The 24,124-nt window shown below is 48.7% G+C and carries 16 protein-coding genes; 14 read left to right on the top strand and 2 right to left on the bottom strand.

All coding sequences use genetic code 11. The features are described 5' to 3' along the window. The first annotated feature begins 21 nt into the window (after window positions 1–21). The 11 genes from AC0MA3_RS19300 to AC0MA3_RS19250 all read left to right on the top strand — a co-directional run bounded on the left by AC0MA3_RS19300 (window position 22) and on the right by AC0MA3_RS19250 (window position 16,801). Window positions 22–1,449 carry a family 43 glycosylhydrolase gene (locus tag AC0MA3_RS19300; RefSeq protein ID WP_474657357.1) on the top strand — a complete coding sequence of 476 codons (1,428 nt, stop codon included), beginning with the start codon at window positions 22–24 and terminating at the stop codon, window positions 1,447–1,449. 125 nt (window positions 1,450–1,574) lie between these two features. Continuing rightward, on the top strand, window positions 1,575–3,821 hold the full coding sequence (locus tag AC0MA3_RS19295) for a glycoside hydrolase family 95 protein (protein ID WP_474657356.1): 2,247 nt from the start codon (window positions 1,575–1,577) through the stop codon (window positions 3,819–3,821). A gap of 155 nt (window positions 3,822–3,976) precedes the next feature. Beyond that, on the top strand, window positions 3,977–5,647 hold the full coding sequence (locus AC0MA3_RS19290; protein ID WP_379155642.1) for a type 2 periplasmic-binding domain-containing protein: 1,671 nt from the start codon (window positions 3,977–3,979) through the stop codon (window positions 5,645–5,647). Between the two features lie 98 nt (window positions 5,648–5,745). Further along, complete coding sequence (locus tag AC0MA3_RS19285; RefSeq protein ID WP_379155644.1) at window positions 5,746–6,732, top strand: ABC transporter permease; 987 nt, start codon at window positions 5,746–5,748, stop codon at window positions 6,730–6,732. A 14-nt stretch (window positions 6,733–6,746) separates the two neighbouring features. Continuing rightward, complete coding sequence (locus tag AC0MA3_RS19280; RefSeq protein WP_474657355.1) at window positions 6,747–7,658, top strand: carbohydrate ABC transporter permease; 912 nt, start codon at window positions 6,747–6,749, stop codon at window positions 7,656–7,658. Between the two features lie 132 nt (window positions 7,659–7,790). Further along, a complete protein-coding gene (locus AC0MA3_RS19275; RefSeq protein WP_474657354.1) occupies window positions 7,791–9,317 on the top strand; it encodes a response regulator transcription factor in 1,527 nt (508 codons plus the stop codon). Window positions 9,318–9,343: 26 nt separating this feature from the next. Then, the gene (locus AC0MA3_RS19270; protein WP_474657353.1) at window positions 9,344–11,152 is read left to right on the top strand and encodes a sensor histidine kinase; all 1,809 of its coding nucleotides are present in this window, start codon (window positions 9,344–9,346) and stop codon (window positions 11,150–11,152) included. Further along, a complete protein-coding gene (locus AC0MA3_RS19265) occupies window positions 11,145–12,671 on the top strand; it encodes a response regulator (RefSeq protein WP_474657352.1) in 1,527 nt (508 codons plus the stop codon). Before AC0MA3_RS19270 ends, AC0MA3_RS19265 begins: the two co-directional genes overlap by 8 nt. 97 nt (window positions 12,672–12,768) lie before the next feature. Continuing rightward, entirely contained in the window at window positions 12,769–13,788 is a 1,020-nt protein-coding gene (locus AC0MA3_RS19260) for an endo-1,4-beta-xylanase (protein WP_474657406.1), read from the top strand. Window positions 13,789–13,830: 42 nt separating this feature from the next. Beyond that, entirely contained in the window at window positions 13,831–15,258 is a 1,428-nt protein-coding gene (locus AC0MA3_RS19255) for a glycoside hydrolase family 43 protein (protein WP_474657351.1), read from the top strand. Between the two features lie 28 nt (window positions 15,259–15,286). Continuing rightward, the gene (locus tag AC0MA3_RS19250; protein ID WP_474657350.1) at window positions 15,287–16,801 is read left to right on the top strand and encodes a glycoside hydrolase family 43 protein; all 1,515 of its coding nucleotides are present in this window, start codon (window positions 15,287–15,289) and stop codon (window positions 16,799–16,801) included. Between the two features lie 151 nt (window positions 16,802–16,952). Here the strand turns inward: AC0MA3_RS19250 and AC0MA3_RS19245 are convergent, their stop codons facing one another. Beyond that, window positions 16,953–17,744, bottom strand: coding sequence for a helix-turn-helix transcriptional regulator (locus tag AC0MA3_RS19245; RefSeq protein WP_379155669.1), 792 nt, complete (start codon window positions 17,742–17,744; stop codon window positions 16,953–16,955). A 183-nt stretch (window positions 17,745–17,927) separates the two neighbouring features. On the opposite strand from AC0MA3_RS19245, the gene AC0MA3_RS19240 reads away from it, so the two are divergent. The 3 genes from AC0MA3_RS19240 to AC0MA3_RS19230 all read left to right on the top strand — a co-directional run bounded on the left by AC0MA3_RS19240 (window position 17,928) and on the right by AC0MA3_RS19230 (window position 22,169). Next, on the top strand, window positions 17,928–19,742 hold the full coding sequence (locus AC0MA3_RS19240) for a family 43 glycosylhydrolase (RefSeq protein ID WP_474657349.1): 1,815 nt from the start codon (window positions 17,928–17,930) through the stop codon (window positions 19,740–19,742). A 96-nt stretch (window positions 19,743–19,838) separates the two neighbouring features. Further along, entirely contained in the window at window positions 19,839–21,356 is a 1,518-nt protein-coding gene (locus AC0MA3_RS19235; protein WP_474657348.1) for a carboxylesterase/lipase family protein, read from the top strand. A 30-nt stretch (window positions 21,357–21,386) separates the two neighbouring features. Next, window positions 21,387–22,169 (top strand): alpha/beta hydrolase, encoded by a 783-nt coding sequence (locus tag AC0MA3_RS19230; protein WP_474657347.1) that lies wholly within the window; start codon window positions 21,387–21,389, stop codon window positions 22,167–22,169. A 141-nt stretch (window positions 22,170–22,310) separates the two neighbouring features. Here the strand turns inward: AC0MA3_RS19230 and AC0MA3_RS19225 are convergent, their stop codons facing one another. Next, window positions 22,311–24,101 carry a type 2 periplasmic-binding domain-containing protein gene (locus tag AC0MA3_RS19225; protein ID WP_474657346.1) on the bottom strand — a complete coding sequence of 597 codons (1,791 nt, stop codon included), beginning with the start codon at window positions 24,099–24,101 and terminating at the stop codon, window positions 22,311–22,313. Between the last annotated feature and the right edge of the window lie 23 nt (window positions 24,102–24,124).

Below are 24,124 nucleotides of genomic sequence, written 5' to 3'. Positions count from 1 at the left end.
AATGACAAGGATGAAACGGCAATGACAAAAAAACAAGGATTAAATCCGTATCTCCCGTCTTGGGAGTACATCCCTGATGGTGAACCGTATGTATTCGAAGGCAGAGTGTATGTATATGGCTCGCATGACCGGTTTAACGGACACGTCTTTTGCTTGAATGACTATGTGTGCTGGTCTGCACCGGAGAATAATCTGGCCGACTGGCGGTATGAGGGTGTGATCTACGAGACTACAGATGACCCGCTTAATCATGAAGGAAACATGTGTCTGTATGCTCCCGATATCACGGTTGGACCAGACGGGCGGTACTATCTCTACTATGTTCTAGATAAGGTTCCGGTTGTTTCGGTAGCAGTCTGCGATACGCCGGGAGGCAAGTATGAGTTCTACGGCTATGTGAGATATGCCGATGGAACGCGCTTAGGGGAAAGAGGAGGCGACGAGCCGCAGTTTGATCCAGGAGTGCTGACAGAAGGGGAGAAAACCTACCTGTACACCGGCTTCTGTGGCATCAGGGATACATCCAGAAGTGGCGCCATGGCTACGGTGCTTGGCCCGGATATGCTAACTATATTGGAAGAACCGGTATTTGTTGCACCGAGTGAACCCTACAGCAAGGGGAGTGGATTTGAAGGGCACGAATTTTTTGAGGCTCCTTCGATCCGCAAAAAAGGAGATACCTATTATCTTATTTATTCCTCGATTGCTATGCATGAACTCTGTTATGCGACCAGCCAGCATCCCACTAAAGACTTCACGTACCAGGGAGTCATTATAAGCAATTGCGACCTTCATATTGATACGTACAAACCGGCGGACAAGCCGATGTATTATGGTGGCAATAATCATGGCAGTATTGTCGAAATCAATGGGGAGTGGTACATTTTTTATCATCGGCACACCAACGGGACTGCGTTCTGCCGGCAGGGCTGTATCGAGAGGATTGATTTCCGCGGGGACGGAACGATCCCCCAGGTGGAAATTACATCCTGCGGTTCGAACGGTGGCCCGCTTGAAGGCCGGGGAGAATATCCGGCATACCTGGCGTGCCATTTATTCTGTAAGGATGAGGAAATCTATACCGGGGGCTTCGGCCCTTCCGGAGCATGGATGGATAGCCGATTCCCGAAGATTACCCAGGACGGCAGGGATGGGGATGTGGAGATCGGTTATATCGCAAATATGACAGATTCCGCTACCGCCGGGTTTAAATATTTTAATTGCGAGGGAATCCAGAAAGTCAAAATCAAGGTGCGCGGATATTGCAAGGGTGCCTTTGAAGTGAAAACGTCGTGGGACGGACCGGCCCTTGGACGGATACCGGTAGATTCTACGAATGTCTGGAAGGAATACTCCGCTGATCTGGTGATTCCGGACGGTGTACAAGCGCTGTATTTCACGTATACCGGCAATGGCGGCCCCAGTCTGGCTTCTTTTACTTTGGAATAAACCCATGGAAATCTGATTGGATTGTATTAAAGAAAGCAGCACTCGGGGTATACTCCAGTGTTGCCTTTTTTATCTAGAGAAATATCTAGAACCAACTAAGAGGTCGTTGGAGGAGTGTAACAAATATGACGAGCATGGAGCATAAGCAGCAATTGTGGTACAGACAACAGGCGGAAGAATGGAATGAGGCTTTGCCGATTGGAAACGGGCGGCTTGGTGCAATGATTTTTGGCGGTGTAGCCGAGGAGAAGCTGCAACTCAATGAGGATTCCGTATGGTACGGCGGTCCGCGTGACCGCAACAACGGGGACGCACTGCCTCATTTGAACGAAATTCGTAAGCTGATTTTGGAGGGAAGGCTCCGGGAGGCGGAGGAACTGGCTGCAATGTCGATGGCAGGCCTTCCCGAAGCGCAGCGGCATTATTTGCCGCTTGGAGAACTGCTGCTGTCCTTTGGCGGCCACGGACAGCCGGCTGAAGACTACAGAAGAGAGCTTGATTTGGAGAGCGGCGTGTCCCGGGTTAGATACCGGATCGGCGAGGTTTGGTATACTCGAGAGATGTTTGCAAGCTATCCGGATCAAGTCATTGCCATCCGAATTTCTACCGATAATAAGGATGGGCTTTTCTTGAAGGCCAGGTTTAACCGCCACAACTGGAGATATCTTGAGAAAACAGAGAAGTGGCAGAACAGCGGGCTGGCTATGAACGGTGAATGTGGCGGTAAAGGAGGAAGCTCTTTTGCCGCTGTCTTGAAGGCGGTGACGGAAGATGGGACTTGCCGGACCCTTGGCGAGTATTTGCTTGTGGAAGGTGCAAGCTCGGTTACGTTGCTGCTTGCCGCAGGAACTTCGTTCCGTCACACTGATCCAGAGCTTTACGCAAAAAGACAGTTGGAAGAGGTGAGCCAGGTTCCCTATGAAGAGTTGCTGGCCCGGCATATCTCGGATTACCGTGAATTATTCGGACGTGTGGAGCTGACACTTCCGGAGATCTCACACAAACGTACATTACCAACCGACGAACGGCTGGAACTGTTTCGTAAGGGAGAAGAAGACAACGGACTGATAGCAGCCTATTTCCAGTATGGCCGCTATTTGCTTATCGCCTCCAGCCGCCAAGGCTCCTTGCCCGCGAATCTGCAGGGGATCTGGAATGACAGCTTCACCCCGGCCTGGGACAGCAAATTCACGATCAATATCAACACACAAATGAATTATTGGCCCGCAGAGATTTGCAACCTGGCTGAATGCCATGAGCCACTGTTTGATCTGATCGAGCGGATGCGGGAGCCAGGGAGGGTCACGGCCAGGGTCATGTACGGCTGCCGGGGATTCACCGCGCATCATAATACCGATATCTGGGCAGATACGGCTCCGCAGGATACCTACCTGCCCGCTTCCTTCTGGCCGCTTGGCGCTGCATGGCTGTGCCTGCATCTTTGGGAGCATTACCAGTTCAGCCAGGATCGTTCTTTTCTGGGGCAGGTGTATGAGACGATGAAGGAGGCGGCCCGGTTCCTGCTTGATTATTTGATAGAAGACGCCGAAGGCCGGCTAATTACCTGCCCGTCCGTTTCCCCTGAGAATACGTACAAGCTGCCGGGCGGAGAGTCTGGGGTGCTCTGCGCCGGAGCATCGATGGATTATCAGATTATAGATGCACTGTTTGGAGCCTGCATCCGCAGTGCGGAGATTATCGGCAGGGATGAGGCGTTCCGCGGAGAACTCGCCGCCGCTCTGGAGCGTATTCCCAAACCGCAAATCGGGAAGTATGGCCAGATTCAGGAGTGGATGGAGGATTATGAAGAGGTTGAGCCGGGGCACCGTCACATTTCTCATCTTTTTGCACTTTATCCCGGCGATGCCTTTAGCATGGAGCACACGCCTGCGCTGGCTGAAGCCGCCCGGACGACATTAGAGCGGCGGCTTGCCGGCGGCGGCGGCCACACCGGCTGGAGCCGGGCATGGATCATTAACTTTTGGGCCAGATTGAAGGATCAGGGTGAAGCCTACGCCAACGTACGCGCTCTATTGGAGCATTCTACATTGCCTAACCTGTTTGACAACCACCCTCCGTTTCAGATTGACGGTAATTTTGGAGGAGCGGCGGGGATTGCCGAGATGCTGCTGCAAAGTCATACCGAGACAATCAGGCTGCTGCCCGCTTTGCCGCAGTGCTGGAGCAAGGGAAGCGTCAAGGGTCTGCGGGCCCGGGGCGGATATACCCTCGATTTTGCCTGGGAGGAAGGTCTGGTTACGGAAGCAGTTGTGACTTGCACAGTGTCGGGTCCTTGCTGCCTGGAGGCTCCCGGTCTTGACTCCATTTCGTTCGTAGGAGAAGCGGGATACTCTTATATGTTCACCCGTTAGGGGTGAATAGGAAGGAACTGTCAGTCGTATTTTTAGGGGGGAAGAACTATAGTTTATGAATTGTAAGCGCATTCTCGAAAGATATAATTATAGATGTCACCAGGTGATTAACAGCAAACAAAAAGCAACTAGCCAAAAAGGGGAGGCATAACAAAATGCATAAAAAGGCAAAACGTTCCGCCCGGGCATTAGCAGTTGGTACATTCGCGCTTGCTCTGGCACTGACAGGCTGCAGTTCAAACAACGCGAACAGCAACACGGCCAATGGGGGAACAACAGCAAGCCCAGCGGCAAATGGAGACGACAATGCTCCGGCAACATTCTCGGTATTTTTGGCCAGTCCCGGGCAGACGCCTACGGAGGACAACAAGATTCTCAAACTGATTAAAGAAAAAACCGGCGTCAGCTTCAAAACGGAGCTTCTGGTGGGCGACCTGCAGCAGAAGCTGGGGGTTATGATTGCCGGAGGAGACTACCCGGACCTTATGTCGGGCGATGACAAATTACTCAATGCCAAAGCATACATTCCGCTTGAAGATTTGATTGAGAAATACGCTCCCAACCTGAAAAAGCATTATGCCGCGGTCTGGAATCAGATCAAGGATGAGACCGACGGACATATCTACGTTTTGCCAAGCTATGGTGTATATCAAGGTAAAATTACCGAACCGACTTACCAGGGACCAGGCTTCTGGCTTCAAAAAGCTGTGCTTGAGGAAATGGGATATCCAACACCTAAGACTCTGGATGAGTATTTCGATATTATCGCTAAATATAAAGCCAAACACCCGGATATGATCGGATTTGAATCGCTCAACTTCGACTGGCGTGTATTCCCGCTTCAGAATGCTCCTGAGCACTTGGCGGGCCATCCGAATGACGGGGGCGTTATTGTAGACAACAACAAAGCGCAGATTTTTGCCGATAAGGATATTTCCAAGACCTATTATAAGAAGCTTAATGAAATTAACGCTCAAGGTTTGATGGACAAAGAAGCTTTCGTACAAAACTACGACCAGTACCTGGCCAAAATCGCAAGCGGCAAGGTCATCGGTATGTTTGACCAGCACTGGAACTTCCAGGATGGAGAAACCTCTTTGATCTCTCAAGGCAAAAGAGAAAATACGTATATCGGCTTCCCTCTGCTCTATCCGGGCGCTGAGGAATGGTATCGTGACCGCGGAGCGGTCGGCACCAACCGCGGATTAGGGATCTCGATCAATGCCAAGGACCCTGTCCGGATTATCAAATTCTTGGATCAGATGATTACAGAAGATTGGCAGAAAACTCTCCAATGGGGAATCAAAGGCGAAGACTATGAAGTGAAGGAAGACGGCACGTTCTACCGGACGCCGGAAGAGCGGGCGAACGCAGATCAAACAAGCTGGCAGTTGGCTAACAAAATCACGACTATGTTTGGTTATATGCCGAAAATTCAAGGTACCTACAGCGACGGGAATGCAGCTGATGCCGGAACTCAGCCGCAGGAATTCTTCGACAGTCTGAAACCTTCGGATCAGAAAATCTTGAAAGCGTATAACAAGAAAACATGGTCCGAATTCTTCAAGGAACCGAAAGAAAATTATATCTACTTCCCTGCTTACTCCATCGTTCTTAAGGACGGTTCGGCAGCCAAGCTTGCGCAGTCCAAGCTGAATGACCTTCAGATCAAATATTTGCCGAAGGCCATTATGGCAAGTCCGGCTGATTTCGAAGGGGTCTGGAAGGATTATGTCGACCACATTCATAAGCTCGACATCAAGGCTTATGAAGACCGGATAAATGAAGGTATCCAGCAGCGCATTAAAAACTGGAGTGTGAAGTAGTCGAATTCAAGACTTAGAATGGAGCGGGAAACAGGGTTTCCCGCTCTTCATCAATACGGATGGTTGGGTGAGAATGATCTTACAGGAGGGAAACGCTAATGTCTGATGCCGTACTGGACAAACAGGTCAAAACACAGAAGACCAGAAAACGCAAAGTTGATCCGGAAATCGGTGTAAGTTTAAGCTGGAAGACGCTTAAAATGCAGAAGCAGCTTATTTTCATGTCTGTACCGATTGCCATTTATTTAATTATCTTTAACTATGCTCCCATTTGGGGCTGGGTAATGGCCTTTCAGAACTACCGTCCGGCACTTTCCTTCGCTAAGCAGGAATGGGTTGGCTTGCAGCAGTTCAAATTTCTATTTTCAGATGAGACCTTTATGATGGTGCTGCGCAACACGATCGCCATGAGCTTTATTAACCTTGTGCTTGGTACGGTTACGGCAATCGGTCTGGCCTTGCTGCTAAATGAGATCAAAGTCAAGTTTTTCAAACGTGTTGTTCAATCGATTTCGTATTTGCCGCACTTCTTGTCCTGGGTTATCGCAGCGGGCATCGTTGCCACTTCGCTGTCGATCGATGACGGAATTGTCAATATCGTCTTAATGAAGCTTCACTTAATTAAAGAACCGATTATGTGGCTCAGTGAAGGAAAATATTTCTGGGGCATTATCGGGGCTTCGAACGTGTGGAAAGAGGTAGGCTGGGGTACCATCATTTATCTGGCAGCCATTACCTCGATCGATCCTTCTCTATATGAGGCAGCGTCCATTGACGGCGCCAAACGTTTTCAGAAGATGCGCTATGTCACTCTTCCGGGAATTAAAGCCACATTTGTTATTTTGCTCATTATGAACATTGGACATATTCTGGATGCCGGCTTTGAACTCCAATACTTGCTCGGTAACGGGCTTACTGTGGACTGGTCGCAAACCATTGATATCTTTGTAGTGAAGTATGGTATTTCTATGGGGAATTATTCACTGGCTACGGCGGCAGGGATTTTCAAAACCATCGTCAGTGTCATTCTCGTATTCATCGCAAATTATGTCGCAAAACGCCTCGGCGAAGAGCGATTAGTATAGAGGAGGAAGCCCACATGAAAGCTGTGACGAAAAGTTCAGGCCGCATTGAGCCTGTGGTATTTCATACGATCAATACGATATTTATGCTCTTTGTGGTTGCCATCACGCTCTATCCATTCCTCCACACGATCGCTGTTTCTTTTAATGACGGCAGTGACACTCTTGCCGGTGGAATATATTTCTGGCCCCGTGCCTGGACCATGGAGAACTACAGAGCCGTCTTTATTACAGGGACGATCTACCACGCCGCTTTTATCTCTGTGTCCCGTACGGTGCTCTCAACGTTATTCGGCGTTTTTCTGACTACGATGCTGGCGTATACACTGGCGCAGCAGCAATACATTTTCCGTAAAAAAATAAGTATGCTGTTCATCCTGACCATGTATTTCAATGCCGGACTGATTCCGAATTACTTCCTGATTAAAGACTTAGGCCTGCTTCATAGCTTTATGGTCTATATCCTTCCAAGTTTGGTCAGCGCGTTCAACCTGATTATTCTCCGGACGTATATCCGGTCCCTTCCAGGAAGCCTCACAGAGTCGGCGAAAATCGACGGGGCGGGAGATTTCAGAATCTTCTGGAAAATCATCTTCCCGCTATGTACGCCCGTACTGGCAACGGTTGCTTTGTTCATCGCCGTAGGCGCATGGAACTCCTGGTTTGATACGTTCCTGTACGCATCATCGGATATCAAGCTAAGCACACTGCAATATGAAATGATGAAGCTGCTCGGTTCCACCATGAGCACGAACAACGATCCTTCTGCGCTGGCAGGTAATCAGCACAATCAGATGCAGGCCCTGGTGACACCGGCTTCCATCCGTGCAGCCATCACCATTGTAACTGCCGTGCCAATTTTGTTCGTATACCCTTTTTTGCAGAAGTACTTCGTGGTAGGATTAAACTTGGGTAGTGTTAAAGAATAACTGAATAAATAATATTTAAATGTAATGTATGATAATGAAAACCGTTTCGGCAGCGACCGAAGCGGTTTCTCCTGTTCCACAAGGCTTAGCTCTCTGTAATCCAAAAATTCAGAAATAAAGATGGTGATGCCAATGCTAAAGGTACTGTTTGCCGACGATGAGCCGCTGATGCTTGAAGGATTGCGATTCCTGGTCGACTGGGAGGGACTGGACTTTGAAGTGTGCGGCGAAGCCCTGGATGGCGAAGATGCGCTACAGCTGATTCATAGCACACGGCCTGATTTGGTCATAACCGATGTGCGCATGCCTGTGATCGATGGTCTTGAACTTATTAAGTCATTTACTGAAAGCGATTTCCAGCCGAAATTCATCATCTTTAGCGGTTATGCTGACTTTGAGTATGCCAAGGAAGCTCTTAGATACGGTGTGTCCAATTATTTGACCAAACCCTTGGATGAAAGAGAATTGACAGAGGCACTGCAGATTGTAGCCGAACAAATACGCGCTGAGCGCAAGCTTGCATCACGGCAGGAGCTGGTCTCCGCCTTCATACAAGCCGAAACCGTGTCCCGTCTTCTCATGCGGGACAATTCTGCTGAAGAAGCGGAAGAGGCACTGAAGGCGCTGGATATCCATCCGAATTCCCGGATATGTTGCGTATTAGCCCAGGGGGATTCATTCGACAGCCCCCACTTGCGAAGCCAGGTCTATTCCATGAATGCTAAGGAAACGTTACGCAATATATCCGTTTATCCTTTTATGGCCGGAAGCCATAAGCTGGGTTATTTGCTGGTTTCACCGCAGGAAGGTCCGGAGCTTGACCCCGTAATGGTGACAAGCTGGATCAATGAAGTGCGGGCTCCGTATAGCGGCAAGGTTTTGTTCTCGGCCAGTCTGGAGCATTGCGGTACCGCATCTCTGAATGCTGCATATCAAGAAGCGCTGTCGGCTGAACTATGCCGGCCAGATTTGAACAACCGCGAGATTGTTTTCTTTCAGAAGCAAGACAAGGATCAAGTAGCACTGCTTCCGTCAGGGATGAAGAAATCACTGCTCCGATCTGTGACCGAAGGGCAGGTTGATCTATTAAGCTCACAGCTGAGCGATGTATTTAATATTTTCTCGGCGGATAGTACTTCAAGTACATGGATTGATGCTTTCCTGAGTAATATCAAAGCTGAACTGCTCCGCGAAATCGACGTTAGAGGGGGAGATTCCTCAATATGGGCGGGGAAATGGTTTCCATCCCGGGTAACCGCTTGCTGTCTGGCGCTGTTTGAGCGGCAGACGAAAGAGGATTTGCATGAAGTTGCCGAATGGTTCGCCTCCTTGGACAATAATCAGGAGGACCTGCTCGTTACAGCGGCGATGGACTATGTCCGTGCGCACTATCAGGAGAAGCTGAAGCTTCAGGACATTGCGAAGCATTTACATGTGAATTCTGCTTATCTGGGACAACGGATTAAGAAACGTTATGGCATTTCTTTTAACGATTTTCTTCATGAATACCGGATTGAAAAAGCCAAGAAACTGCTGCGACAGACGGATATGTGCATTTCAGATATCTCCGGGCGTGTGGGCTATTCGGATGCGGATTTGTTCGCCGCCAAGTTCAAAGCGCTGAATGGCATCTCACCTTCGGTGTACAAGAAGGGCTAATTCAAGGAGAAGAGGAGGGGAGCAGCATGAAGGGCAAAGGAAAACCATCAGCCATCGTTAATGACATCCCGCTCAAATACAAATTCCTATTCATCTATTTGCTATGCGTTCTTGTCCCTATACTCAGCATTAATGCCCTCTTCTATGTTCAGATTAGCCGTAACGTGGATGCACGTGAAAGAGAGAATCTTGAAATTTCTGTAGACCGTGTGGTCTATGACCTCATGCAAATCGTGAATGAGTGTGTAGCGATAAGCAACACGGTGGCTGCGGACCGGGCTTACAATGAAATCATGGATTCTACCTATCCGGATAACGAATCTTATTATGATGCCTACAATAGTGTTCTGAGGGATAAGATGTGGCAATATAACAACCTGCATTCCTATATTTATTGGATGGGCGTGTATACTACAAATCCAACGATTCAGAACGGCGGCAGTTACTTTATTTTGTCAGACAGCGATAAGAAGAGTGAATGGTACCGCAAAATAACCGGTGGCTCGGACAAGGTGCTGTTAACCTCTTATCAGGGGACTAACCCGCTCAATCCGCCCCAGCAGGAAGTGTTTGTCAGCCTTATCCGCAAGCTGGATAACTTTACGGGACAGCCCTACCAGAAGTATTTGCGAATCGATCTGAGGTTGAACAATGTGCAAGAGCTGTTCAAGAAGGAACACGACTATTTGCAGTTCAAGCTCCTGGATGAGAAGAATCGTGTGGTGCTGGAATCGGATCATTCCTATTATTCAATGGATAAAGACGTATTATTAAACGTGGACACGGGTGACAGTCAATCGTCCAAGCAGATTGTCCGTACTCTGGGCACTGCAGGATATACGAAAGGCTGGAGGCTGATCGGAACTCCGGAAGGCAGAGTAGTCAATCATGAGATGAGCCGTGCGCTGAGGGTGTCCCTGATTATTGCTGTACTGACCATAATTATTCCTACCTTGTTGATCATTGTAATTATACGATCCTATAATCTGAGGGTGAGATTGCTCTACAGACATATGAAGCTTGTGAAATATGAACAGTTCGAGAGCATTGACATGTATGAGGGGAAGGACGAAATCGGCGGTCTCATCCGCAGCTTTAATCTGATGACAGAGAAAATCCGCAATTTGATCAATGATGTATATAAGCTGGAAATTCAGAAAAAGGACCTTGAGCTTGAGCGGGTAAGAGCCGAATTGAATTATTTGGAAAGTCAGGTGGACCCGCATTTCCTCTTTAATACACTGAACGCCATATTGGTCATTTGTAAGAAATACAAGTATGAAGAGGTCACCGATGTGATCCGGAATCTGGCTCTTATTATGCGCAGGTTGCTAAGCTGGAAGGACGATCTGATTACCATCGAAGAAGAAATATCTTTCATTGAGATGTATCTTCAGATTGAAAAATTCCGCTTCCAGAGCCGGTTCACTTACGACATTGATATTGACCCTTCTGTGCTGAATTGCCGGATTCCAAAAATGAGCGTCCAGGCTCTGGTGGAGAATTCCTGCAAGCATGGTTTGCAGTCGGTCAAAGGTCCGAGGAAGATTCATGTGTCTGCTTTCAGGAACGACACAGATTTATTCATTTCTGTAACGGACAACGGAAAGGGAATGGATGAGGATAAGTTGAAATGGATCGAGTGCCACTTGCATTCGGAGCAAGACTCCGGTAAAAATATCGGTCTCCGAAATGTCTACAAACGTCTGATGATGTATTATGACAGCAGATCTACATTTACCATTCAGAGTACCGAGTATGAACAGACGGCGATTACCATTCAAATTCCGATAGATTTGGCATTGGACCCAAAAGTGGAGGAATCCCATGTTTAAAGTGGTTTTAGCTGATGATGAGACGATTGCTTTAGAGGGACTGAGAACGTTGACCGATTGGGAGGAGCTGGGCTTCGAAATCTGCGGAGTATGCGAGAACGGGGAAGATGCGTTAAGCGCAGTGGAGGAATGTTCCCCAGACCTTGTGATCACAGATATCCGCATGCCTGGTATCGATGGATTGGAGCTAATCAAGCACGTACGCCAGCTGGATATGGAGCAACCCCTATTTATCGTTCTCAGCGGTTACGGCGAGTTTGAATACGCACGGACAGCAATCCGGTATGGCGTAAGACACTACTTACTGAAGCCTGTCATTGAAGCCGAATGGGAGACGGCGCTTGCTGACATTGCGGACGAGCTGGAAAAACGTGTTAAACACAAGATGCAGCAGGACATGCTGGCGAACCGGCTTCTTCCTGTTGCGATCGCTCGTATGCTTGAAGGGCAGTGGGCGGAGCCAGAAGAGGAGATAGCTGAGCAAATGGACCGTCTGGATGAGGCGGTTTCCGGGTGGACTTATATACATGTGGATGGTCCCAAAAGCAATATCACAGAAATCTGCCGGAAGTTGGCCGGATCGGTGGGAGCTTTATCTATAGATTTACCCGGTGATCAGGCGGGGCTTGTCGTGGAGAACTCAACATCTGCAGCGGAGCTGGCAAGGCGGGTGTATACCGAATTGTCACGGAACAGCAGCGTGAAGGGGTCTGTGAGCATAGGGCCAAGTGTGCAGTCTCTACGGGAGCTGCCCGTATCTTACATGTTGGCAGCAGGGGCTGCCGCCCGCCATGTTTTTTATTCAGAAGCAAGCGGACCTATTGATACTGCCATGGATGCACAGAATCAGCTTAGCTATAAGCTTCCTTCTGCTGATCTGACAGAGGAACTGATAGGTGCAGTCGAGAGATTACAGGCACAGAAAGCGTGGGACAAACTGAGTGAAATGTTCAGAGGGTTTGAACAGAATAGAACCGCGCCTGAAGTTGTACAGATGACAAGCATCGACATCATGCTGAAAAGTATGGAGCTTGTGAAGGAGTTCGGAGGGAAGGCAGAGCAGTGGAGTGACTCTTTTGAATTTTTTAAAACCGAGCCGAAGTCGCTCACAGTGCTGGAAGGCATCCTTAGGGACTTGTTGAATTCATGCATGGAATATATCAGGCAGCATAAGGAACGCGGATCCGAGCATCCGCTGATACAGGTGGAATATTTCTTGAAGGATAATTATTCCAAGCCCTTAACTGTAAAAGAAATCGCGGAGCATTTTTATATCAATCCGGTATACCTTGGCCAGGCCTTTATTAAAAAGAATAGTATCAGCATCCTTGAATATATTCATAATTTGCGCATTGAACAAGCCAAGAAGCGGCTGATAGAAACGGGCGAGACGGTTAGGAAGATTGCAGAGAATGTGGGTTATGTTCATTACCATCATTTTTTAAGAGAGTTTGAAAAACGAACGGCACTGAAACCAGTCGCTTACCGCAACCAGGCAGAAGCTGGGGCTGAAGAATGATGGGTATCCTTCTTTAGTATAGTAATGGTAAACGCATACAAAAGAGATATCATAGACTTAACTGTCTATCTATATTCACAATAGGAGGTTATCGATGATGGCACAGACAGATAACGGGTTACCCGCATTACATGAAGTGTTCCGGGACGCCTTCAAAATTGGCGCAGCGGTCAGCATGGACGTTTTATCTGCACAGGCCCCTTTCATTGCTAAACATTTCAACAGTATTACAGCCGAGAATGTGATGAAGCCGGAGGAGGTTCAGCCCCGGGAAGGAATCTACACCTTCGATGCAGCCGACCGTATTTTTGAATTCGCGAAGGCCAATCAAATCGCAGTTCGGGGCCATACCCTTCTCTGGCATAATCAGACAGGGGATTGGATGTTCCGTAATTCAGAGGGGGAGCCGTGCACCAGAGAGCAGCTGCTCAGCCGTCTGCAAACCCATATTAACACTGTGGTTGGACGATACCGCGGGCAGGCTTATGCCTGGGATGTGGTTAATGAAGCCATTGAGGATAAATCAGACCAATACCTGAGAAATACGAAATGGTTAGAAATCCTTGGAGAGGACTATCTCCGTATGGCTTTTGAAATGGCTCATCAGGCAGATCCGGACGCTTTTCTGTTCTACAACGATTATAATGAGACCGATCCTGTCAAACGGGACAAAATCTTCAAGCTGGTCCGCAGTTTGCTCGACCAAAATACACCTATTCACGGGATAGGCATGCAGGCACACTGGAACATCTATGGTCCAACCATTGACGAAATCCGCAGTGCACTTGAGCTATATGCTTCTCTTGGCCTAAGAATCCACATTACGGAGCTTGATCTCTCCATGTTCCGGTTTGAAGATCAACGGACTGATTTGAAAGCGCCAACACTAGAGATGTTGAAGCTTCAGGAGGAACGGTATGCAGAGATTTTTGCTGCTCTGCTTGAATACAGAAAGGTCATTGATTCTGTTACATTCTGGGGTGTAGCTGATGACTATACCTGGCTGGACGGCTTCCCGGTCCGCGGGCGTAAAAACTGGCCGTTTTTGTTTGACGTACATCATCAGCCCAAGGCTTCGTTCGGTCGGCTTGCCGATCTGGCTGCATCGAAGTTATAACACTTGATAAGTTCAGGGAAATCCCAAAATGGAGGACATCTTATGACATTTCAATTCAATCAAGCAATAGGAAAAGTTCCACCCAACGGTAATCCGGTGGTTGCAAATCGGTATGGGGCCGACCCGTATGCCCTGGTATACGGAGATCGCGTCTATTTGTATATGACCCATGACGCGCTGGAGTATGACGAGAACGGTGTGGTAAAAGAAAACACATACAGCAGTATCAATAAGATTGCGTTAATCTCCTCTGACGATTTAGTCAACTGGACCGATCATGGTGAAATTGCGGTAGCAGGGCCGGATGGGGCGGCCAAGTGGGCTACCCAGTCTTGGGCACCTGCAGCAGTCCACAAGGTAATCGAAGGCATGGATAAATTCTTTCTGTACTTCGCCAATAATGCCAGCGGTATCGGCGTTCTGACGAGTGACAGTCCAACGGGACCATGGGTTGACCCTATTGGTGAGGCACTTATTTTGCGTTCAACCCCGGGAGTGGAGGATGTAACCTGGCTGTTCGACCCGGCTGTTCTGGTTGATGATGATGGTAAGGGTTACATTTATTTCGGGGGCGGAGTACCGGAAGGGAAAGACGCGGAACCGGGTACAGCACGGGTGATGAAGCTGGGAGAGGATATGACCAGTGTTGTGGGAACTGCGGAGGTTATTCCCGCCCCGTTCATGTTCGAGGATGCCGGCATACATAAACGGGAAGGCATCTATTACTATACCTACTGTTCAAATTTCTATGATGGGGAACGTCCGGCTGGCAGCCCTCCTGCGGGTGAGATTGCATATATGACGAGCGACAAACCCATGGGTCCCTGGACTTATCATGAGACGATATTAAAGAATCCGGGACATTTTTTCGGAGTGTCTGGCAATAACCATCATGCGATTTTTCAATTTCATGACGAATGGTATATCGCCTATCACGCACAAACCTTGTCCAAAGCACAGGGGATTGCGAACGGGTACCGTTCTACGCATCTTAACCGCCTTTTTCATAACGGGGATGGGTCCATACGGGATGTTGAAGCAGACTATCAAGGGGTGCAGCAATTCAAACCTTTAAGCCCGTATCAACCAGTGCAGGCAGTGACAATGGGATGGAGCGCAGGTATCCAGACGGAATTCGAGACAGCTGTGGGGGAAAGACTTGTAACCGAGATTGACAATGGCGATTGGATCGGATTAGCCGGAGTCGAATTCGGAAGCAAAGGTGCCAAAGCATTTAGTGCCGATATCATGAGCCTTGAGGGCGGTGGTGCGATTGAACTACATCTGGATGACCCGGCAGGTCCAATCATTGGCGAGCTGCCTGTTCCCGCCGCAAACGGGCCGGAGAATCAGATGGAGTTAAAGACGGAGGTTAACGGTGTGCAAGGAACCCATGACCTGTATCTGGTGTTTACAGGAAAAACAGGGATTCCACTATTCAAGCTTGTGTCTTGGAGGTTTATAGAATAGATCATTTAATCCAAGGGAGGGCAATTCAGTGAATACTGCTACTATAACCAATCCTATTATGTGGGCAGATGTTCCGGATGTAGACGTCATCCGGGTTGGCCCTACATTCTATATGGTCAGCACAAGTATGCATGTCATGCCGGGCTGTCCGATTATGAAATCGGTAAATCTAATGGATTGGGAAATTGTAAATTATGTATATGATACCTTTGAGGATAACGATGCCCACCGGCTGCTCGACGGAAAAGGGATTTATGGAAAGGGTTCCTGGGCGGCATCGCTCCGCTGCAAGGATGGGGTATTCTACGTCTGTTTTTCATCCAATGACATGAACCGGTTCTATATCTACCACACGGAGGATATTGAGCATGGAACATGGGAGCGTTCGGTAATCCCGGGTCTTCACCATGACCCGGGCTTGCTGCTGGATGACGACAGACGCAATTATGTGATCTACGGTAATGGTGATATCTATATTAAGGAGCTGACGGAAGATCTTACGGCCGTGAAGCCGGGGGGAACCGATCAACTGCTGCTGGAAGGCGAACGGAGAGATATGATTCTGCGGATCGAAGGCTGTCATGCGTATAAGCTGAACGGTTATTACTATTTGTTCTTTATTGAATGGCCGAGAACCGGAAATATGCGCAGACGTCAAGTCTGCTACCGTTCGCGCGAGCTTCTGGGTCCCTACGAACGGAAAGTGATTCTGGATCATGACCTGGGCTACCATAATAATGGTGTAGCCCAAGGCGGTATTGTTGATACCCCGGATCACGATTGGTATGCTGTGCTGTTCCAGGATCATGATGCTGTCGGGCGGATACCCTGCGTGCTTCCTGTGAGCTGGGAGAACGATTGGCCGGTCATCGGGAGTAAAGGCTCCGCACATCAAGTGGTTGAGACAAAACTTCCAGTCGCAGAACCGAAATCTCTTGTAATCAGCGATGAGTTCGACTATGCGACTAACCGGCTGGCCTTGAACTGGCAGTGGAATCATAATCCTGACCCTGGGCTGTGGTCTGTGACAGAGCGGCCGGGCCATCTGAGGCTCCGCACCGGTCAAATCACGGACAGCATCCTATGTGCACGCAATACGCTGACGCAACGTACGGAAGGCCCGGCCTGCAGCGCAGAGACAGTGCTGGAGATCTTGGGAATGAAGCCCGGTGACCGTGCGGGAATGGTTGCTCTGCAGAATGGGTTTGGTACTGTAAGGATCGCAGCCGGGGAGCCGGGACAATTCAGGATCGAGATGTGTGTTAACGGCGGCGACGGCTGCGAGGAGACGGTGGAGAGTATCGTGTTCAACGGGGAAAGGGTTTATCTCAAAGTTGAATTCAATTTTGAGGATAGCCTTGACCAGGCGCAGTTCTTTTATTCGACAAACGGGACTGCATGGAATCCAATCGGCAAGACGCTGCATATGAAATTCACGCTGGATCACTTTATGGGGTACCGGATTGGACTGTTCAATTATGCGACTAATCAGTCAGGCGGTTATGCCGATTTCGATTATTTTCATTATCATAGGCTGAATTAGAACAAGGTCTGCAGAGTACAGAACTTGACCATGCCACAAATTACAACACAAAGGGCGGCCGCGTATGGACCGCCCTTTGCGCTCGAAATATGGCTTTACGTTGAACAGGTCGGCCGTAAGACTCCGGTTCTGGAGGTGAATGCCGGCACCGCTAAAGTTCAGCCTGGACTATTTGTTCTTTGGAAGCGAGTGTATCGCGGTAGGCACGGGGGGAGTAGCCTGTAAGCTGCCGGAACTGTCTACAGAAATGCTCCACATTGGCATACCCGCAAAGCGCTGCGACCTCGGCAATCTTATGTGGACCGAAGCCAAGCTTTTCTTTGGCCAACCGGATCCGGCAATGAATGACATCCTCCATACAGGAGATCCCAAAGGTGGATTTATATATCGTCTGCAGATAGCCTGCACTGATATGCAGATGCTCAGCCATTAATGAAACGGTCCAAGGATGGCCGGGATTATTGTAAAGAGTCTTCCGCAAGTTCAGGAGATTATAATATTGCGGGCTCAGCTTGTCCTGAGATGCTTCGCACAGCTTATTGAAGATAATTCTAAACAGGTAGTCAATGGAAAGCTCCCGGTAGTCATTCTGAAAAGTATGCTCAAAGGTCAACAGCTGAAACAGCTGATGGCAGTAGCTGGGGTCGGGAAGCGAAAAGGGGACGCCGATGGGTAAAGTGGTTTCTGTAATATAGGACTCGTCCGCATCGAAACGGACCCAGTCGTTAACGTACTTATTGGAACAAGCACGATAATAGATAGTGTGCTTAGGAGGATAAAGAATAACAGAATGGGCCGGATACTCTTTCAATTCTCCGTTCACTTTAAACAACGCCGGAGTTTGTGTGAGCACCAGAAGCCAGGCATCATGGCCATCGGGTATACTGAAGACAAAATCGTCAGGATGAGTAGCATCAAATTCAACATAGTGAATCTTGGGCATCTGTTTCTCCTTTCTTCGGATACATCAATTAATGGACAGGATATATCATTGTATGGGATTTCGAATTTTTCTATAATTTATAATGTGAATTAAGGAACTTTGGGAAAATAACTGAATTACACAAATGAATTACGAATTTATGATCATTAGAAATCATCAATAATGAAGGAAGGTTATTTGTCCATGATACCACAACCAAACACAGATCGGAATGATATCCTTTGTTATACCCGGTTACCTCAGGAGGATATGGTATATGCTCCGAAGCTGGCGTACAGCATGCATTTGGCTTACTGCAGCGACGGAGTTCTTTTTCAGGAATTGAACCATAATTCGGGGGTATTATTCGCGAAGGCGACAGAGAACGAGGACGGTACACTCCGGGCTAAGAGCCTGAAGAATCCGTATCTGTTCCATACCGCTGAGGGGAAGTTCGGGGTGATCGCAATCCGTACAGAGGCTGAAGGGGAAGCCGATGCAGAGAGCAAGGGAAAAGTACTGCTGTTCTCCTCCAGTGATCTGCTGCAATATAAGGAGGTTGGACTGCTGGAGCTTAAGGCGGATACTTTTGTAAGCGATATCTCCTGCGAGTATGATACCGCCCGGGAGGGCTACCTGATCCGCTGGATCGATGAGCTGGGGAACGGTTATCAGAATTTTATAGCCGATATCATGAGTATGAAGGGACTCTCCGCACCAGAAGCGGCGGAGCCGTTTATCCTGGATACAGTGCTCGCCGATATTGAGGGGATTCTGCCGCGCAATTATATATCGGTACCGAATGAAATAGCCCGCAGACTATACGCTAAGCTTACAGTTCCGGCCAACATTGCTATTGAAGTTCCGGACCGCGTGACAGCAGCATCGGAACAGGATGTGAAAGAGATCCGGGCGACGGCTCTGTACAGCGACGGCACCCAAGCGCTAAAAAGGGTGGATTGGAATACGGAGGGAATCCCTTGGGACAAGGTGGGAACCTATAGCATTACCGGTGAAGTCCATCAGGATCATTACCCGTTTCCGATCGCTTTTGACCGTGCAGACCCCTGCATTGCTAAATGGAAAGGGAAGTATTATTTCATTGCCACCAATGATGCGGATCAAAACCACACGCTATATATGCGGGAAGCAGAGACCATCCCTGGATTAGTAGATGCCGAGGAAGTATTGATTCTGGATTCAAATACTTATGAGCAGATCGGCGGGCTGCTGTGGGCGCCGGAGTTTCATATCATTGAAGATGAACTTTATATCTTTCATGCGGCAACACCAGGTGAGTTCCTCTATGAAGAGTCGCATGTCATGAAGTTACGGGCAGAGGGAAATCCGATGTGCGCTGCTGACTGGTCGATGCCTAAGCGTGTAGTAAAGAGGGATGGTACATATCTGTGTGAAGCAGGCAAGACGATTTCCCTCGATATGACCGTGATTCAGTGGAACGGCCAGCATTATGCCGCATGGTCGGAGCGCCAATTCGAGCCTGTCGATCTTGGAGCCTGGATCTATATCGCCACCATCGACCCGCAGGAACCGTGGAAGCTGACGAGTGATCCGGTACTTCTGACGAAACCTGATTACGGGTGGGCCAATAATCATACCTTTGTAGATGAAGGTCCATTCGCTCTCTACACCGAGGACAAATTATTTATGACCTTTGCCAGCGCGGCGGTGGATGCAACCTACGTTGTGGGTCTTCTGACGGCTGACAAGGGTGCGGATTTGCTGGATATACGCAGCTGGACCAAAGGTAATTACCCGCTGCTGACCTCCAGAAGTGTACCGGGAGAATATGGACCGGGCCACAATTCTTATGTTACCGATGAGGATGGAGTCATTTGGAACGCTTACCATGCAAGACCGGGGATTGACGGACCCAGAAGTTCCGGCCTTCGCCGCGTGCATTTTGACATTGACGGTGTTCCGGTCCTGGATCTGACAGAGGATAAAGACCTGAACCAGGATCTGAAAAAAGTATCTATTGAAGTAACCGTAAGATAAGACGCAAGTATCCGTCCAGTTAAGTAGAGGGAGCTCTTCCTCAGCTGATCGAATAAACAAAGAAATAAACGTTTATATTCAGAGAGGAGTAACAGTATGTTAAGAGAAGTACGTGTTGAAAATGGTATGGTTCAAGGACTGCCGGCAGCTGATCCGCGTATTACCAGCTTTAAGGGGATTCCCTTTGCGGCTCCGCCTGTGGCGGAGAACCGCTGGCGTGCTCCCCAGCCTGTGCAAAACTGGGAAGGGGTATTGAAAGCATTTGATTTTGCCCCCATTTCGATGCAGGCTCCTACTGTCATAGATGTGAATAATATCTATACCCGCGAATGGTCGGTCGATCCGGATCTTCCGATGGACGAGGACTGCCTTTATCTGAATGTCTGGACTCCAGCTCTCAGTGCGGATGAGAAGCTTCCTGTCTTTGTATGGTATTTTGGCGGAGGACTTCAGGTAGGCCATACGGCTGAAATGGAGTTTGACGGCGAACGGATTGCCCGCAGGGGGATTGTCGTTGTGACCGTGAATTACCGCCTGAACGCGTTTGGCTTTCTGAGCCATCCTGAGATCACTGCCGAATCCCCGGATGCTCCCGCGAATTTTGGACATCTCGATCAGCAGGCAGGCACGCAGTGGGTGAAACGCAATATCGCTTCTTTTGGCGGAGACCTAGATCAAATTACCATAGGAGGACAATCTGCTGGCGGTGCAAGTGTAATGACCCAGCTGACCTCGCCGCAGAATGAAGGATTGTTTCAGCGTGCGGTGGTTATGAGCGGCATCTTTACCCCGCTGTATCCTAACAATCCGATGCCTCCGTTTGACCGTACCCTCATGCAGGCTGAAGAGGAGGGGGCCGCCTTCTTTGAATTTATGGGGGTGTCAACTCTGGAAGAAGCCCGCAAGCTGGATGCCATATATATCCGCGATAAAATGCTGCAGTATGGCCACTTTTGGGGAACGGTCACGGACCAGGTGTACTGTCCCGGTAATCCTTATGCCCTTTTTCTGAAGGGGCAGCACCACAAGGTGCCGGTCATGCTGGGAAATACCTCTTCCGAATTTTTCGGTGTTCCGGGCGCCGGCAGCGTCGAGGAATTCAGAGCCATGGCTGTGGAGATGTTTGGCAGTGAAGCCGAGGAGTATCTTAAACTATGCGCCGTTGATACAGGGAATCTGGAGGAAATGATCCAAAAGGCCTCCGTGAACAATATTGAATATGCGGCCCGTGTTGCTATTAAGGCTAATAGTGATTCCGGCAGCGGTGTTCCGATGTACTATTACACTTTTGACGCCGACATTCCGGGCTGGGATGACCCCGGAACCTTCCATTCGGTGGATCTGTGGTTCCACTTCGAGACGCTGGCTAAATGCTGGCGGCCTTTTGTGGGCAAGCATTATGATCTTGCCCGCCAGATGTGCAATTATCTTGCCTATTTCATTGGCACAGGCGATCCGAACGGCAAAGATTCGACGGGCGAGGAGTTGCCTCTCTGGATACCGTGTACACCGGAAACACCTTACAGTATGGTGTTTGCTGACAAGTCAGCATTGGCAGAGGAACCTCCGGGTGAGGTTATGCAATTTCTGGTCGAGCAGTATTTCAAAGGCTAGCCAACCATAGTAAGAGAGGAATGAGCGGCAGTGCAGGAGAGTAATCCGAATTACACGATACAAACTGCAGGTTATGACAAGGAGAGGGATGGCATCGGGAGGGGAGAGATCCATACTATAGAATATCCCTCCAGTACTGTTGGTTGCACCCGAAAGGCAATGGTATATACGCCACCCGGTTATTCCACAGACCAGAAGTACAGCGTCTTGTATCTGCTGCACGGGATTGGGGGAGATGAGACAGAATGGTACGAACACGGCAAGCCCCAGATCATTCTGGACAATCTGTATGCGGATCAAATGCTGAAGCCTATGATTGTTGTACTTCCGAACGGGCGGGCGATGCTGAATGACCGGGCGGAAGGAGATATTTTTGCTCCTGATAAGATACAAGCCTTTGAAACATTCGAATCGGACTTGCTCCATGATCTAATCCCTTATATTGAAGTGAACTATTCGGTCTTGACGGACCGGATGCACCGTGCCATTGCCGGATTATCGATGGGCGGAGGACAATCCCTCAATATCGGTCTGAACAATCTGGACCGTTTCGCTTGGATCGGGGCATTCTCTCCGGCTCCAAATACGAAGCTGCCTGAACAACTGCTTCCGGAGCCTCAGAAGGCAGCCGGGCTGCTTAGCCTGCTCTGGTTATCGTGCGGGGATCTGGACAGCCTTAAGAATGTCAGCGACCGGACGCATGCGTATTTGTCGCAGCATTCTGTGCCTCATATCTGGGTGGAGGAACATGGTGACCATGATTGGCCGGTCTGGAAGAACGGGTTGTATCAGTTCTCTAAGCTTATTTTTTAGCGGACAGCTCAAGGATATCTACTTCAAGCAGCGGTATATTGCATAAAGAGGGGCGTTCCCTGCAGACCATGATGGCTGCCGGGAACGCCCCTTATCTTTGATTAGAGCAGGATATAGGCTAGTGCTTGTTGTGATAATGATCTATTTATTGGCGACTGCATCGGCACGCATTTTAACAATTTTTTGTGCTCTTTCCGTATCTACGGCAAGAACATCATTCCAGCCGAGTCCCACCACATCACTCTTCAGCTTGGTCCAGAGCTTATCGAATTCTGCCTGATCCTTGGCGAATATCATTTTCCAGGAGGTGTTCTTCACATAATCTGAGATCTGGCTCCGTTTATTCTTAATATCCGAGGAGTCTGATCCGAGACTTGTATTAATATTTGGCACGATATCGATCATATTGTTTTTCTGATAGTACTCTGTCGGAGTGGTTGCATTATAAGTCTTCTGCCATTCTGTAGTAAGAACGGTCTTGTTCGCTTCTATCGTGGAGCTCCAATAGGTATTGTTATAAAATTCTTTCGTATCCGGATCGATTACAAAATCGCTCATAATCATAGTGTTGATCTTGCTCTGTCCGTCTTGATATCCGCCGCCGCCATACTCGTCAGGAACAGGGGTATTGTCCTGGAAGGCGGTTTGGCCTACGGGTGTCAGCTTAAACTTGCCGTCGGCTGTTTTTTCGTAGTTGAAGCCTTCAAATCCATTGGTATAATAGCGAAGGCCTTCAGGAGAGGACATCCAATCCATGAATTCAATAATTCTGTCCGGATTCTTGGCTTTTGAACCCACAGCAAATACTCTTCCATTCCCGAAATAGGCATCACTATTCTGGATAATATGGGTATCAGCGATCGGGATCGCAACGTTCCCGTCACCTTTATTGCCTCTTTCAATGGTATTGTAGAAGCCTCTTTCCCAGGAATACCACAAGAGCAGAACCTGTTTGTTAGTCAGTTTTTCAGAGACTTTATTCCAGTCTTGGGATGGCGAGTCAGGGTCAACCAGCCCCATCTGATTGGCGTCATAATAGAACTTAAGGATTTTCTTGTACATACTGTTGTCGTCAACAAGAGGTACAATATCGCCTTTTGCGTTTAGCTGTATGGTCGAGGTTCCATCCGGCTGTTCATATCCGTACCAGTTACTGAGCCAACGGACATTTTCCATACTTCCATTATCCCAGTCCTTCCACAAGGTAATCGGAACGATTGGTTTGCCGTCAGGTGTCTTGGGATACTTCTCCTGCATCTGTTTCAGTGCGTTCAGAAGATCGGTCAGATTGTTCAGCTTGGGAGATCCTATTCCCTTGTAATAATCCCAAGGCATAAGCGGACTGGAGTAAGGGAGTTCTTCCGAGAATGTTGTCGGTGAAGTGTCCGATGTAAAAGTCGGCAGCGCATAAATTTTGCCATCAGGATTGATGCTTTGGAATGCAGCATTGAAAGGCTTGAAGTGATTGTCTACATATTTGGACAGATGTTCGGTATTCTTGATCTTATCCGTGATATCCATAATCATGCCTGCCGGTATCAATTCCTCCAGCTGACTGTTATCAATAATCAGGAGGTCTCCCAGATCTCCCGATGCCGACCTTGTCTTGTATAGCTGATCGCCGGCAACCTGCGGAGACAGAATGTTTAAGGTGATATTGAACTTATCCTTAATCAGCTTTCCATACCATCCGGTCTGCTCCCCCTGGTAATTTGCTGCGTTGTCAAACACGGTAATGGTTAGCGGTTTGCTGTGATCGATCCCTGTACCCGGACTGGATGATTCCGTTGCAGTACCCGAATCGGGTGCTGCTGTGGCTGTACCCGCATTGTTGGAATTGCTACTACATCCGCTCAATGCTGTTGTTACCAGAAGCAGGGTGGTGCCGATCAGCATTGATGATTTTCTTGCCAGCTTATTGTTTCTGTTCATTTACAGCCCCCCAAAATGATTAG

Source organism: Paenibacillus sp. LS-5 (genome assembly GCF_056121505.1).
Note: the sequence above shows the minus strand (reverse complement) of the source record. Positions and strands in the feature narration are given on the sequence as shown.

Excerpts from the sequence above, each read along its gene's own strand:
- AC0MA3_RS19265 (WP_474657352.1), top strand. The coding sequence starts at position 11,145 with ATGTTTAAAGTGGTTTTAGCTGATGATGAGACGATTGCTTTAGAGGGA.
- AC0MA3_RS19255 (WP_474657351.1), top strand. The coding sequence starts at position 13,831 with ATGACATTTCAATTCAATCAAGCAATAGGAAAAGTTCCACCCAACGGT.
- AC0MA3_RS19240 (WP_474657349.1), top strand. The coding sequence starts at position 17,928 with ATGATACCACAACCAAACACAGATCGGAATGATATCCTTTGTTATACC.
- AC0MA3_RS19260 (WP_474657406.1), top strand. The coding sequence starts at position 12,769 with ATGGCACAGACAGATAACGGGTTACCCGCATTACATGAAGTGTTCCGG.
- AC0MA3_RS19280 (WP_474657355.1), top strand. The coding sequence starts at position 6,747 with ATGAAAGCTGTGACGAAAAGTTCAGGCCGCATTGAGCCTGTGGTATTT.
- AC0MA3_RS19245 (WP_379155669.1), bottom strand. The coding sequence starts at position 17,744 with ATGCCCAAGATTCACTATGTTGAATTTGATGCTACTCATCCTGACGAT.
- AC0MA3_RS19290 (WP_379155642.1), top strand. The coding sequence starts at position 3,977 with ATGCATAAAAAGGCAAAACGTTCCGCCCGGGCATTAGCAGTTGGTACA.
- AC0MA3_RS19295 (WP_474657356.1), top strand. The coding sequence starts at position 1,575 with ATGACGAGCATGGAGCATAAGCAGCAATTGTGGTACAGACAACAGGCG.
- AC0MA3_RS19235 (WP_474657348.1), top strand. The coding sequence starts at position 19,839 with ATGTTAAGAGAAGTACGTGTTGAAAATGGTATGGTTCAAGGACTGCCG.
- AC0MA3_RS19300 (WP_474657357.1), top strand. The coding sequence starts at position 22 with ATGACAAAAAAACAAGGATTAAATCCGTATCTCCCGTCTTGGGAGTAC.
- AC0MA3_RS19270 (WP_474657353.1), top strand. The coding sequence starts at position 9,344 with ATGAAGGGCAAAGGAAAACCATCAGCCATCGTTAATGACATCCCGCTC.
- AC0MA3_RS19285 (WP_379155644.1), top strand. The coding sequence starts at position 5,746 with ATGTCTGATGCCGTACTGGACAAACAGGTCAAAACACAGAAGACCAGA.
- AC0MA3_RS19275 (WP_474657354.1), top strand. The coding sequence starts at position 7,791 with ATGCTAAAGGTACTGTTTGCCGACGATGAGCCGCTGATGCTTGAAGGA.
- AC0MA3_RS19225 (WP_474657346.1), bottom strand. The coding sequence starts at position 24,101 with ATGAACAGAAACAATAAGCTGGCAAGAAAATCATCAATGCTGATCGGC.